Annotated in this window: 12 protein-coding genes, 2 pseudogenes and 1 riboswitch; of the genes and pseudogenes, 7 read left to right on the top strand and 7 right to left on the bottom strand. The window is 42.2% G+C overall.

The window, feature by feature from the left end; translation table 11 throughout:
• Nucleotides 1-61 precede the first annotated feature (61 nt).
• Entirely contained in the window at nucleotides 62-508 is a 447-nt protein-coding gene (locus tag AC3ANL_RS01370; protein ID WP_488327502.1) for a CotD family spore coat protein, read from the top strand.
• 230 nt (nucleotides 509-738) lie between these two features.
• Entirely contained in the window at nucleotides 739-1254 is a 516-nt protein-coding gene (locus tag AC3ANL_RS01365; protein ID WP_488327501.1) for a hypothetical protein, read from the top strand.
• 112 nt (nucleotides 1255-1366) lie between these two features.
• On the opposite strand, the gene AC3ANL_RS01360 is transcribed toward AC3ANL_RS01365, so the two are convergent.
• The 5 genes from AC3ANL_RS01360 to AC3ANL_RS01340 form a co-directional block, all read right to left on the bottom strand.
• A complete protein-coding gene (locus tag AC3ANL_RS01360) occupies nucleotides 1367-1723 on the bottom strand; it encodes a hypothetical protein (RefSeq protein WP_488327500.1) in 357 nt (118 codons plus the stop codon).
• 350 nt (nucleotides 1724-2073) lie between these two features.
• Nucleotides 2074-2307, bottom strand: a complete 234-nt coding sequence (locus AC3ANL_RS01355) for a hypothetical protein (protein WP_488327499.1) — start codon at nucleotides 2305-2307, stop codon at nucleotides 2074-2076.
• A gap of 54 nt (nucleotides 2308-2361) precedes the next feature.
• Nucleotides 2362-2586 (bottom strand): hypothetical protein, encoded by a 225-nt coding sequence (locus tag AC3ANL_RS01350; protein WP_488327498.1) that lies wholly within the window; start codon nucleotides 2584-2586, stop codon nucleotides 2362-2364.
• Nucleotides 2587-2722: 136 nt separating this feature from the next.
• Nucleotides 2723-3103, bottom strand: a complete 381-nt coding sequence (locus tag AC3ANL_RS01345) for a YkvA family protein (protein WP_488327497.1) — start codon at nucleotides 3101-3103, stop codon at nucleotides 2723-2725.
• Between the two features lie 560 nt (nucleotides 3104-3663).
• Nucleotides 3664-5490, bottom strand: a complete 1827-nt coding sequence (locus AC3ANL_RS01340; RefSeq protein ID WP_488327496.1) for an APC family permease — start codon at nucleotides 5488-5490, stop codon at nucleotides 3664-3666.
• A gap of 143 nt (nucleotides 5491-5633) precedes the next feature.
• Nucleotides 5634-5764, bottom strand: a riboswitch (cyclic di-AMP (ydaO/yuaA leader).
• Between the two features lie 114 nt (nucleotides 5765-5878).
• On the opposite strand from AC3ANL_RS01340, the gene AC3ANL_RS01335 reads away from it, so the two are divergent.
• The 5 genes and pseudogenes from AC3ANL_RS01335 to AC3ANL_RS01315 all read left to right on the top strand — a co-directional run bounded on the left by AC3ANL_RS01335 (nucleotide 5879) and on the right by AC3ANL_RS01315 (nucleotide 11558).
• The gene (locus AC3ANL_RS01335) at nucleotides 5879-6004 is read left to right on the top strand and encodes a hypothetical protein (protein WP_488327495.1); all 126 of its coding nucleotides are present in this window, start codon (nucleotides 5879-5881) and stop codon (nucleotides 6002-6004) included.
• 286 nt (nucleotides 6005-6290) lie between these two features.
• Nucleotides 6291-7922, top strand: a complete 1632-nt coding sequence (locus AC3ANL_RS01330; protein WP_488327494.1) for an SWIM zinc finger family protein — start codon at nucleotides 6291-6293, stop codon at nucleotides 7920-7922.
• 226 nt (nucleotides 7923-8148) lie between these two features.
• A pseudogene (locus tag AC3ANL_RS01325) lies at nucleotides 8149-9378 on the top strand (SNF2 helicase-associated domain-containing protein); the annotation flags it as partial.
• 213 nt (nucleotides 9379-9591) lie between these two features.
• A pseudogene (locus tag AC3ANL_RS01320) lies at nucleotides 9592-11190 on the top strand (DEAD/DEAH box helicase); the annotation flags it as partial.
• A gap of 185 nt (nucleotides 11191-11375) precedes the next feature.
• Nucleotides 11376-11558 (top strand): DUF8096 family protein, encoded by a 183-nt coding sequence (locus AC3ANL_RS01315; RefSeq protein ID WP_488327493.1) that lies wholly within the window; start codon nucleotides 11376-11378, stop codon nucleotides 11556-11558.
• 2 nt (nucleotides 11559-11560) lie between these two features.
• On the opposite strand, the gene AC3ANL_RS01310 is transcribed toward AC3ANL_RS01315, so the two are convergent.
• Nucleotides 11561-12661, bottom strand: coding sequence for a hypothetical protein (locus AC3ANL_RS01310; RefSeq protein WP_488327492.1), 1101 nt, complete (start codon nucleotides 12659-12661; stop codon nucleotides 11561-11563).
• 126 nt (nucleotides 12662-12787) lie between these two features.
• Complete coding sequence (locus AC3ANL_RS01305; protein WP_488327491.1) at nucleotides 12788-13312, bottom strand: DUF421 domain-containing protein; 525 nt, start codon at nucleotides 13310-13312, stop codon at nucleotides 12788-12790.
• Nucleotides 13313-13437: the final 125 nt, after the last annotated feature.

Here is a 13437-nt window from a genome sequence, read left to right as displayed (position 1 = left end):
ACCATTAAGAGTTACATAGACTAATGATGTAACATGACAAATTCCAATGGAGGTCATTTTAATGATGAAAAGACAAAGTGGTTTTGGTGGGTTTCCACCCAATATGATGTCAAATGCAATGCCAAATATGATGCCAAATGCAATGCCTAATGTAATGCCAAACGTGCAGCCAAATTTAATGCCAAGTCAGTTTGCTCCAATGCCAGCAATGCCCGCACCATGCCTGCCACCACCGCCATGTCCGCAATACTGTCCACCTCAAGTGTTTCCAGCTCAGTATGATCCACCACTCGTTTCACCGGGTCAGGAATATGTAAAAACTAATTTATTTAATAAGGTCGTTACACATCTACATCCTTCCCACACAACGACAGTCAACAAACATCATATTAATCATCAACACTATTTCCCGCACACAGAATCATGTGTAAATGAATGCTGTGAAACACATACGATGTGCGGTGTGCCGGTTAATCCTTGTTGTCCGACTGGTCCATTTGGATTCTAGCTTCGTTTAACCCCCTTTATCGGGGGTTTTTTTTTAACAATTACTGGACATTTGCATAAACTAAAATCGTGTTCTAAGATACAAAATCTCCTTTGGTACCTTTTGGGTACCTTTTTTATCTATTTATGAGTCGTGAATACTCCTAATCTATATTCAGGATTCTTTCTACTATCTAATTCCGTTTAACTTCCTCTTATTGTAAAATATATCTAAAAAAGTCGAGGGCTCTCATGATAAAAGGAAATTCTTATATTCTTGTTTTCTCTATGGTTCTCTTTTTAATCATACTATTTGTTTCCACTACACCTATAATCATTAAAACTTTACTTGTTATTATTACGATAGGGTTTCTATTTCCTATTATTAGAAGGGTTCTTTTTAAAGATAAATATAGAAAAATGAAAGTAGCTGTCTATTCATCGTTGACCTTTACATTTGGAATTTTTCTATTCGCTATGATTGAGGGACAATCATTCTATTTAAATGGAGAGTTCTTTCTTTTTATGCTAATTGTGCTTTCTTATAGTTTAATTGGGAATTTCATTTATGGCTTACCTGTATCACTCATTGCTGAATTGATCTCATTGAAGTTTTTTAATATTCGTTTTTGGATTTCTGCAGTCATTCATATTGGATTTGGCTTTGTGACCTATTTAATTGCCCCAGACTTTTTTATCCCAGCGATTATTTGCTCGATCCTCTTTTTCGCTCTTGATGAAATCACTCGAAAAAAAAGCGACTTCTAAGGGAACTAAACCGGTCTGTTAATAAGAAAGCATTCCTGCTTATAATAGAAACGCCATGGTTAATGCATGAAAAAACTTTTCTTTAATGAAATTAGTTATTATATAGTTATAATTAATGAATCCCTGTAAATTTGGCATGCTCTTCTTTTACTAAACGGATGAATTGCTCTCTTTCGTCGTCCATACTAAGAATCATTTTGACATTCTTTTCGCTGCTTAAGAAGCGCTTCACTCTTATGTTTTGATAAATAATATAGCCGTATCTAACATCCTTCTCCATGGTGGCAAACCAATCTTCTTCTTTTAATCTGATAATGTTTTTTTCAAATTTTGACTTTGAATTAGGAATGAGATGTTCAATGACTTCGCCTACAAGATCAACAATTACCTCAAAAATAAATTCAAAAAAACTACTAATGGAAACCCACTCCTTCGGCCGTATGCTTAAAAAATTGCTTGGGCGATACAAATGGCAAGATCAGTTTTACTAAATATTAACATATGTTCATTCTCTTACTAGTCATTTATTTGTTAAAAGTTATTGATGAGTTAATGATAAACACCTGTAAAATGCTATCACAAAATAAAAAAGGCTCAGAGTATAACGAACCCTGAGTTTTTTCTGCTAATGGTGCTTTTATGATAACTTATTGTTCTAATGGGGATAAATGGCTGTAATCTTCCATTACGACTCTAAAATCACCTTTACAGTTCAACTTTATACTGTTGCAGGACGGAAATACTTTTAAATGGATCAGGTCATCCACATATTGTACGCTGCCATTAAGCGGGGCATCTACTTTAATCCTAACGGTTAAATCATATGAATGATTGGTTATAATGCATATTTGTTATTCTTGTCCATTGCCATCCAATGTTATCGTCACGATATTCTTTTTGAACGGCCTTATCTACAATAGGAAAAATAATATCGAAAATAATATCCTCCGTGGTCACATAGATACCTTCATCAACGTTTGCTGCTTGAACAGCATTTAAAGGAGTAAAGGCAATTAAACAGGACCCTAAAAAGATTAAGCAGCGCCTCATCATCGAGATTCACCTCTTCTGTATGTTTACTCCTTATTCTTTACAGGGACTATATTGTTATTCGTTGTTGAATTGGTCTGTATTTTTTATCTCTTTTAGCAATTCCACTATCTTTTCATTGGATTTATTAAGCCTCATCAACTGCGATTCTATCGACAAAATAGCTACTATAATAAATAAAGTTGTTATGATCCCAGCGACCATTAACCAAAGCACCATTTTAACAACTTTATCCGACAATTGCGCTGCCTTATCCGTTAATTGCCGCCTCTTTTCCGACAATTGCCGGTGCTCCTCGACAATCACACTCCCTTATCCGACAGTTGGACCGACTTTTCCGTTAATTGCAGCTGCTTATCCGACAATTGCCACATTCGTACCTAACAGAAAAAGGCGTTGCCGCAGCAACACCTTTACTTTATTTCAATAATCCATATATTTTTACAATTACCCACAGGATCACTGCACTCCACAGGGCAATAATGAGGAAACCCACGATCCAATTCTTGGGCTTACCCTTTTTCATCAACTCTTCTGCCTTCACTTCACAATCCGAAATGACATTCTTCGGTATCATTTTTAATGCCAGCATAATTCCCAATGGAACAATAATAATGTCATCTAAGTAACCAAGAATCGGAATAAAATCAGGGATTAGGTCAATCGGACTGAATGCATACGCTACAACACAGGCCGTAAATAATTTAGCATACCAAGGTACTCGTTCATCTTTGTAAGCAAAGTAAAGAACAAATATCTGTCGTTTTAGAAGCTTCGCCCAAGCCCTTATTTTCCCCATAACTTCTCCCTCTTACTTTAATAATATGATAGTTAAGTTTATGATAACTCAGCTAATGGTTTAGTGCCAGTAAAGTAGGTGATAGCTATTAAGCTAGTTAAGTGGCAATCCAATAAAAAGGAAGACAATGAGTACGATGGAGCAAAGCCCTGACTAAATTTCAGGGCTCCGGGCATTTTGAGTTTTATAAACGACTGTTCGGACAAATCCCACTGGCCTCCGGGCGTTTATGAGCTTTATAAACGACCGTTCGAACCCTTTCCCCTAGCCTTCGGGCGTTTATCGGCTTTATAATCGACCGTTCGAACCTATCCCCCTGGACTCCGGGCGTTTATCGGCTTTTTAATCGACCCTTTGGAACTATCCCCTTGGACTCCGGGCGTTTATGAGCTTTATAAACGACCGTTCGGACCTATCCCCTTGGACTCCGGGCGTTTATCGGCTTTTTAATCGACCCCTCGGACCTATACCCCTGGCCTCCGGGCGTTTATGAACTTTATAAGCGACCTTCTTGGCCAAAACTAAGATCCGGTAGTAGCTAATGACACCTATAAGCCCTTTTATTTCGTAAAATGATAAGGCACCGTGGTGACAATTACGTTTCTTCGATAAAGCAAGTAAGATCGAATCAGTAAACTCGATTGATTATGAAGAATATTCTCCCAGCTATGCTTCGTAATAAATTGCGGGATCACGACAGTTACTCGATAATCAGACTCACTAGCTTTATGTTCAACCGTATCAATAAATTTAGTTAATGGATTAATAATACTTCTGTAATGCGAGTGCAGCGTCACGAGTCGCACATCTGGCTGCCATTTCTTCCATTTTTCCTCGAACTTTTGCTCGTCCTCTCGTTCAAACGCTACGTAAACGGCAATAATTTGATCTGGCGAAAGGGATTTAGCATAATTTAGTGAGTTCTTTACCACATTCGTTATCCCAGCAACTGGGACAATTATTACATTCCCTTCAATCGGAAAAGGCTCCTGATTATTGATAACCCTCAGCTGTTCCCCTACCGCTTCATAATGCCTTCTAATGCGGTGAAACAGTAAGATGATGAGCGGTAGAAATACTAAAATTGGCCAAACTTGAGCAAATTTTGTTAAAAAGAATATTAAGGTTACCGTCAAACTAATCAGTGCACCGATCGTATTAATAATAAATTTTGGAACCCAGCCTGCCGGCTTTTCACGGATCCACTTCACCATCATGCCTGATTGCGACAATGTAAATGGTACAAACACCCCGACGGCGTAAAGTGGAATCAGGTGCTCGGTTTGCGCGTGAAATGTAAGGATTAAAATGATCGATGCCACGCCAAGAATGATAATTCCATTTGAATAGCCTAGTCGGTCTCCTCTTATTAAGAACATCCTTGGAATAAACTTATCTTTAGCAAGATTAACCGCCAGCAACGGGAAGGCCGAATAACCAGTATTCGCAGCCAGGATTAAAATTAACGCGGTCGTTCCTTGAATAAAGAAATACATAAAGTTACGTCCGAACACTTCCTCGGCAATTTGCGAAACCACCGTGACCTCTGCTTTTGGAGTAACGCCGTAAAAATAGGCTAACGTCACAATTCCCGATAACAGGACGGCAAGCAAGAGGCCCATCATCATTAACGTTTTAGCCGCATTGTTCGGTGCTGGATCTTTGAAGTTCGGAATCGCATTCGAGATGGCCTCAACACCTGTTAAGGCTGAACTTCCTGAGGCAAACGCCCGTAAAAGAATAAACAAACTGATTCCCGCCACAGGCGTCCCAATTGGGGTATGTAATTCTGGCGCAACTCCGCCAGTTACAATGTGGTAGACTCCCACCCCAATTAATATGAACAAGGCTAAAACGAATAAGTAGACGGGATAAGCTAGTATCGAAGCGGACTCCGTTACCCCCCGTAAATTTAACAAGGTAATAAAAATAACAAACAATATTGTAATTTCGACATTATAGCTATGTAAATTGGGAAAAGCTGATGTAATCGCATCGGTACCGGCAGAAACACTTACCGCCACCGTAAGAATGTAGTCAACCAATAAAGAGCCGCCGGCAACTAAGCCTGGATTCACACCCAGATTATTTTTCGAAACAACATAGGCTCCCCCTCCATGCGGATAGGCAAAAATAATTTGCCGATAGGATAAAATGAGCGCCGTTAACAGAATTAGTACACCCACCGCGATCGGAATCGAATACCAAAATGCGGCTGCTCCGATGGTAAACAATACGATCAGGATTTGTTCCGGACCATAGGCCACCGATGAGAGGGCGTCAGAGGAAAGGATGGCTAATGCCTTCGTTTTGTTAATTTTTTGCTCGCCTAATTCATATGATTTTAAAGGCCGCCCAATTAGAAATTTTTTAATGGATGAAAACATGTCTTCCTCACCGTCCTGTCATGTTAATAAACTATATATTCCCCCATTAACAAAGATTTCACAGGGGAAAAATAAAAAAATGCCTACAAGTCAAAGGAAATAGACCTGTAGACACATCAATTTTCTTGCGTCACCAGTTTCACCATCCTTCTCATATAACGCTTACGAGGTTAGCTGTCGGATTCGGACCTTGAGTAGCCCTACCTTTTAAAAGGATTCACCCCATAGATTAAAATGGTTCCCCCGTACCTATTGGTTTCAGCGGTTTAGAACATCGAAACTGTGATTATATTACTCCTGTATCTTTTAAAAGTAAATGATTTTTATGTAAAGAGTTTAAGGTTTTGGAAAACAGAGATACTAATCCTAGACACAAAGGAGGGCTATTATGTTCAAAAAAAATAATCCCCTATTTTCCGATGAATTTTTAGATGAGCTAGTAAAAGAAATAAACCAGCAATTCGGGTTCAATAATGAACAAACTGAGGAACAATCAAACGAAAATTCTTATTAAAACAAAAGACACACGTTGAGAATAAAATCACGTGTGCTTTTTTCATTATTTTGACGTCTTATTTACTGTAATTATAAGATGAGATTTTTACCTACTATTTGCGAATCATTTGCGAATCGTTGTTTTCTAATCAAAAACTTCTTCTTTCCAAGCCGCCCCCTCCTCTAAATGCGATTTTTTGGGTATAATAATGGAATATGGATTTTTTTATGAGCGACTAGTTTAAAAACCAAAGAGTTTTTTTCATAAAGTGCATTTTATTTTTCAAAAAAAGGGGGGCGCGGCCATGGAGTCAACGCCTGCTGCTGAACGGATTGAACTCTTCGCGGAACAGGTGCGAGAGATGCTGCAGCCGACTACTACGGAGGATGCGAAGCTGGTTCAAAAAGGGTTAATGCTTTACCGGCAAGGGCTCGTGAAGCAATTGCAAATTTGGAATGAAAAAGTCACATCTACGGTTCAGGACGTGACACCCTGTTATGTGAAACTGGAGTTAAAGTTTCTGACCATGAGCAGCTGTTCGTGTCCTGCTGAAGGCTTTTGCCGCCATCAGATGGCAACTTTTTTCGCGGCTTACGCAAAGGTTGGCAGTGTCGCCGACTGGGTGGCGGAGTGGCGCGAGCCGATTCGGGAGTCTAATGCGGTTTCCGGCTGGGGCTTGCAGACGGCAAGAGATTTGATCAAGGCGAACGGAGTGATGCAGCCAGACTACAGCCGCTGGGTCCATTCGTTTGAGGTGAGCTTTGATACACTGCTCGGTTCGAAAAAGTTCACCAGTGCGTATGTGATTCCGGAGTTATTCGGGATTTATGAGCGCCGCATTCATGCGAGTGCGCCTGTTGAGCAGGAATGGCGCCTGCTTTATGAACTGGTCGGGATCGTGGTGTCCTTTCGGAAGCTGGCCGTGCTCAGTGAGCAGCTCGGGCATGATGAGGACACAGTAAGGCGCGTCTATTTGCATTTGTTCCAGAATTTGCTGGATGATGCGGAGGATTTGGCCGTCAAGATTGGTGTGCAATCGCTGCCGTTTGCATTTGATGAGTTTATTGAAAAGTTGAAGGATGATGCCTTTGAGTTGCTGACATGTGCGAGCAGGTTGGAATTTGAGCGGACCATTTTGTATCGGCTGTTGTGGGTCCAATTTTTCAAAAAGAAAGCTTGGCGTGAGGCCGAGTTGGTGAAGATTCAGGCGGCTCTAAAGGGGCTGCAGGATTGGGAGAGTCCGTTACCGTTGATGATAGCCGGTGCTCATCTCAATCTGCTGGTTGGGGACGATGAAAAAGCGTTAAAGTTTATTGGACAGTTTACTGATGAAGAAATTGTGCCCTATCTGGTGTATTGGATTGATTATTTGTCTGGCTTGAAGGCGTGGAAGCGTGTCGGGCCGATGATTGAGTTATTTTTGCATAAAGTAAAGGCTTATTTAGAGGTGTTGGGTGGTTATCATAGCTGTGTGACCTTTACTCGGAATGCCTTGAAGGTGATTGCGCCGTATTGTGCGGAGAATGACCGGGTTGATTTGTATGAGCGCTCGCTGCTTATGATGCTCCCGTATAGTTTCGGAGATTACGAATATTTGTTGTTTGAGCGCAAGCAGTACGACCGTTGGGGCGAACTCCAGGCGTTTGTCGGCTTGGATTTCTATGATTTGCCGAAGGAGCGGTTGAAGGTGATTGAGAAAGAGCGGCCAGAGGTGCTGCTTGGGATGCTGCACCAGACCGCACAGCGTGAAATCGACCAGAAAAACCGGTCCAGTTATCGCCTCGCGGTCCGGCATTTGAAGAAACTGCGGACGCTGTATAAAAAGCTGAAGCGCGTCGATGACTGGGAATACTTCTTGGAAACGCTAATGGAGCGCACCAAACGACTGCGTGCCTTTCACGAGGAATGCCGGCGGAGTAAGTTGATCGATATCTAAACTCGGTAATTTTCTTATTCGTTCATATGGGGTTTTGTATAAATTTAAGTTGGTTTTGTATATTTTTTGGGGGATTTTGTGCCTTTTTAAGGTAGTTTTGTGCCTTTTTTTAAGGGTTTTGTGCCTTTTTAAGGTAGTTTTGTGTAAATAGACATTATTTAGAAAAAATCATTCGATTTTACCACTAAAATATCCTAATCCCCCTGTTAAAGGAGCACGTGGCACGATGCTGAAGACTAGGTTTTTGAAGTTAATGACAACTAAATTAGGGGATGGCCGCTTTCTTCTGACGGCTCAGGATGAACGTGGTTCGTATATGAATCCATTTAGGTGGAAAAACCTCGTTTTTAGCAACCATGAAGAAAGCTTTTTTGGCACGCTTTTGGAAACGGAGACCGTCAATGGAGTGGAAGGCGTGGCCGTCAGCGGCTGGCAGCTCGTTTCTCTTTTTGCCAAGGAGTCGTTCAATCGCTTTATTGAATGGGACTGGAATGAGCAGTCAGAGATTTGTTTAGCAGCAGCTTTTTCGCTTTATGAGGGGATTTTAGAGAAAGACTGGTTACCAGACTTTTCGGTGTGGGAGCATGGCGATTTCCGCTGGAAGCTTCCAGAACGAGTGAAAGATGAATTTGATCCTTCTTTTTGGGAACAAAAAGTCGAACTGCATCCGGAGTCAGAACCTGGTGAGGCGGACTCCTCCCAAGTCGGCACAACTAAAGAATACATTTCCGTTTTATTTAATAGCGCCCTTGATGCCTATTTAACAAGAAACGCAGCGATGAAGGAGTTGTTCGGGCCGAAGCTTGAATTGTTGCGAAAACAAAATATTTCGGGCGGAGAATTAGCCCGTTATTTTGATGAGGAAAGCTGGCTTGAGTGGGTCGGAATTAAGGAAAGCGACACGCCGTTTACAATCGGGATCCGTTTAGATGAGCCAATCGATGGCGAAGGTGCCTGGACGCTCGACGTCTTTTTGCGCGGTAAGAAAAATATCGATGAAATTGTTGATATCGAAGGAACCAAGAAAATTCCGGCAAAATGGCAGCCTTATTTAGATAAAGTCGATCGAGAGCGGAGCCGCTGGGCCCTCTTGATTCCATGGCTCGAGGAGGATGGCTACATCAAAACCCATCTTACCGAGGAAGAAGCCTGGATGTTTTTAACCGAGGCTAGCGAGACGTTGGTGGCCTTGGATGTCGAGATTCTCCTCCCTTCTTGGTGGCAGGCGATGAAAAATGCCAACCTGAAGGTAAAGGCATCACTGAAAGGAACTTCGAGCCACCGTCCGTCGTTCGTGGGACTGCAGGCCATGCTCGATTTCAACTGGCGTTTTTCAATGAATGGCGTGGATTTGTCTGAAGAGGAGTTTGGCCAGCTTGTTGAGGAAAAACGGCGGCTCGTTTATATTCGCGGGCGCTGGGTGAAGCTCGACCCGCAGTTTATTCGACAAATTCAAGATTTGATGAAACGAGCTGAAAAAGAGGGTCTTCATGTACGGGATTTACTTGAACAAGAGCTCGTGGAATCCACGGCAACCGAGGACGAGTTGGAAAATCCAAAGGCGTTTGCGAAGATTCAAATTGAATTAAACCGGCAATGGAAACAGATGGTCAAGCAGCTAGCAGAGGTGCACGATATTCCGATGGAGCCTGTTCCAGACGGGCTAAGAGGCGAACTCCGCCAATACCAGCAGCTCGGCATGAGCTGGCTCTGGTTCTTGCGCCAATACGGCTTTGGCGCCGTCCTCGCCGATGACATGGGCCTCGGCAAAACCGTCCAACTCATCTCCTACCTATTAAAGGTAAAAGATGAAGAGGTGGTGCCTGACACCGTTGCTACTACTAAGAGCAGGAAAACCGTAGAAATGGTGCCTGACACCGTTGACACTACTAACATCAAGGAAACCGTAGAAATGGTGCCTGACACCGGTGATGACACCGTTGCTACTACCAAGAGTAGGAAAACCGTAGATACGGCATCCGTTTCGAAGGAGAAGGTTCCGACGAAGGCGGCGCTGATTATTTGTCCGACGTCTGTGCTGGGGAATTGGCAGAAGGAGTTGGAGCGGTTTGCACCGGAGATGAAGGTGTATTTGCACTATGGATCGAACCGCTTGAAGGAAGATGCCTTCTCCGATATGGCTCAAGCTTCCGATGTGGTGCTGACATCATATGGATTGAGTCACTTAGATTCTGAAGAGTTCGAGTCCCAGCTTTGGAGTTCGATTGCCATTGATGAGGCCCAAAATATTAAGAACGCGGCTACAAAGCAATCGAAGGCGGTGCGGAGACTGCGCGGCCGTCACCACATAGCCCTGACAGGAACGCCGATGGAAAATCGCCTTTCCGAGCTGTGGTCGATTTTCGATTTTACCAATCACGGCTATCTTGGCAGCCTGGGACAATTTCAGAAAAAGTTCGTCATTCCGATTGAGAAGGATGATAAGAAGGAAAAAGTCCAACAGCTCCAATCATTGATCCGACCCTTCCTGCTGCGCCGTACGAAAAAGGATGAGGAGGTTGCTCTCAATCTTCCCGATAAACTGGAACAAAAAGAGTATATCCCATTGACCACTGAGCAAGCGTCATTGTATGAACAGCTCATTCATGACACGTTTGCTGAGATTGAAAAGCTGTCTGGCTTTGAGCGGAAGGGGCTAATTTTACAAATGCTCAGCCGCTTGAAGCAGCTCTGCAACCACCCTGCCCTATATTTAAAAGAAAAATCAGCAGGGCGCGAGCTGCTTGACCGTTCGAATAAGATGGAGAAACTGGTCGAACTTGTGGATGCGGTTTTAGATCAGGGTGAAAGTTGTTTGATTTTTACCCAATATATCGAAATGGGTGAAATGATTCGCGCGACATTGAAGAAGAAATTTGGCATCGAGGTACCGTTCTTGAACGGAAGTGTACCGAAAACGCAGCGTGACAGCATGATCGAGCGGTTCCAGAATCAGGAGTTCCCTGTGTTCTTGCTATCGCTGAAGGCAGGCGGTACAGGCTTGAACCTGACAGCGGCGAATCACGTTATTCACTACGACCGCTGGTGGAATCCGGCCGTTGAGAACCAGGCGACAGACCGCGCTTACCGGATTGGGCAATCAAGGTTTGTCCACGTGCATAAGCTCATTTGTACAGGTACTTTGGAAGAGAAAATCGACGCCATGCTTGAGAAGAAACAATTTCTCAACGACCAAATCATCACCAGCGAAAACTGGATTACCGAGCTTTCGACCGATGAACTGAAGGATTTGGTTTACCTGGGGTGATTTTGTCCAAGGTTTGTGAATTTTCCTTCCAATTGTAAAATAAAGACTCGCTACATTTTGGGACTGTTGGTTAATTTTGATAAACAGTTCCAGAAATAGGCGAGTTTTTTACTAATGAATTGACCGAACCTGTGGTCCGATAATCCCGTTTTTCTGTTAAAATAAAGTCATCGAGGTGAATAACATTGACCGAAGCTGAAAAAGAACTAAAGGGGTTCGATACAAGCATTATTTATGATTACAAAGAGTACCCAGATAAAATTAGTGGACGTTGTGATAATTGTGGAAATGCCCTATTTCATAGTTCAGTTAAAAATTTTGTCTTCATTCGCGAATGCCGCACCTGCGGAATGAAGAAAAGTATTTGATCCTATTTAGCCGTAGGATCTTTTATTATGTCCACGGTGCTTGACACCCTTTCTATTTTTGCGGTTAGGGTGTTGTAGAATTTTTGAGGGATGTCTGGGCGGAGGTGGGCTTTGGTGACTTTTTTCTTAATTCCGTATAGGTATTTGGCCTCGATTGGATGATGGAATTCGATTTCGATGGTGGGTTTTTCTTTCATAAAGTCGGCCACGACTGCATTGAAGATATTTTTTTCCTCTGCTTTGGTTAATTTTTCAGGATTATAGTGAACACATTTAATGTCTTCAAGTGGAACGATTAGCTGCTTCATGATACCGACCTGCATGTAGACATGGCAATCTGTAATCATAAACGGACAATGCCGGATTGCTTGTATTTCAGCTAGAAAGATTAATAGAGCATAAACATTAAATACTAAAGCGATGATCGCCATAATCGCATTCCACGAATGAAGAAGGAAGTGAAACCCAACCGACTCTAAAACAAGCGCGTGGATCAACATCACGTAGAGAGCAATGGCACCGGTTTTTTTATGATAGGTAAACGCGACCTCATCATTTCGCACTATCGACAATGGCTTTTTCCGCCAAGAAAATAAGCCGTAATAAAACGTAGTCAGGTCAGAGAAAAGAATCTCGCCTAAACGGGATGGCTGTATATGCTGATCCCAAGCACCCTTCATTCGATACTTAAAGGTAGGAATGTCGGTGTTGCTTGCCCGGTAGCTTTTGATGATGGCCGGAATTTTTAGCAACAGTTGAAACACAACGAAAAGCTCGACTAGGAAAAACAATGCCTCGCCGGCAAACAAAATATATTTTACAAAGGAATAAGCAGATAGTAGGCCATGCGGAATAATCAGCAATGAAACACCGTATCCCGCCACCATGACAAGGGATATATACTTTAAGGAGAACCTCTTTCGGATGACAAAAAAGTATACGAGTAGTGGAATGGTAATGAGAAAATCGAATAAGGTGCCTAGGGCCATTCCGATGGGTAGAGGTCCTAGACTGTCTAAACGGTAAATCAAGAAATTGGAGGTAATCACCAACGAGAGCAAAACACTGAACCAAAGCCATTTATTTTTCGTTAAAAGTATCACATTTAGGCCTCCTCTAACAAAGAATCCATACAGGACTATTTTAACATAAATTCCATTTTTTGATTTAAATAACACTTTGAATATAAGAGAAACATCTAACCGTTTCATAAACCCTGATGGCTCTCCTTAGTGAAGCTGTTTAGGTACATTCCGCTGGTGCTCATTAACTACTTCTGTAAATATATCCTCCTTTGTACTAGAAGCTGTATTCATATTCCCTCTCATAAATTTCTCCAAGTCACCCATCGTAACCGGCCGGGCGTGGGGCATTAGTTCATATCCCAATTGACCGTTCACTTCGATTGTCCCTATTTTTACATCCTCAACCTTTGAAATACCTGCTATTCTCAGCCTTTTTTCCAAGTCATTCACGGTTAAACGCAGCTTTTTCAAATTGATTAGATCAATTTGGCCATTAACAATCACTGCCATGGATTTTCCCTGCAGCACGGTTTCAAATGGTTTCCATTTCAGAGCGATCCACTCCGATATCACGAGAAAGCCCACAAACGTCGCTGTAGCTAATACCGATTCGGGTAGACCCTTACCGGACACTTCAGATCCGAGCACCGCACCAATCGTAAGCAAGATAGCAAACTGAGGTATCGACATTTCTGAGATTGATTTCCGACCGCCTATTCTTAAAATCAATGTCCCAAAAAAGGCCAATACTATAGATTGCCAAAATACTAACCCATTGAAAAAACCCCCTTTTTGAATTATAGATAGTTTTCCCAATGAGATGGGGCAATACACGAGGAAGTTCTATACTAATA

The sequence above is a fragment of the Neobacillus sp. DHD-1R genome (assembly GCF_057747995.1).
This window is presented reverse-complemented; position numbering and strand designations above follow the sequence as displayed.

What these genes read in the sequence shown, in the direction of transcription:
- AC3ANL_RS01370 (WP_488327502.1), top strand. Translation starts at nt 62, where the DNA reads ATGATGAAAAGACAAAGTGGTTTTGGTGGGTTTCCACCCAATATGATG.
- AC3ANL_RS01365 (WP_488327501.1), top strand. Translation starts at nt 739, where the DNA reads ATGATAAAAGGAAATTCTTATATTCTTGTTTTCTCTATGGTTCTCTTT.
- AC3ANL_RS01355 (WP_488327499.1), bottom strand. Translation starts at nt 2,307, where the DNA reads ATGATGAGGCGCTGCTTAATCTTTTTAGGGTCCTGTTTAATTGCCTTT.
- AC3ANL_RS01345 (WP_488327497.1), bottom strand. Translation starts at nt 3,103, where the DNA reads ATGGGGAAAATAAGGGCTTGGGCGAAGCTTCTAAAACGACAGATATTT.
- AC3ANL_RS01340 (WP_488327496.1), bottom strand. Translation starts at nt 5,490, where the DNA reads ATGTTTTCATCCATTAAAAAATTTCTAATTGGGCGGCCTTTAAAATCA.
- AC3ANL_RS01335 (WP_488327495.1), top strand. Translation starts at nt 5,879, where the DNA reads ATGTTCAAAAAAAATAATCCCCTATTTTCCGATGAATTTTTAGATGAG.
- AC3ANL_RS01330 (WP_488327494.1), top strand. Translation starts at nt 6,291, where the DNA reads ATGGAGTCAACGCCTGCTGCTGAACGGATTGAACTCTTCGCGGAACAG.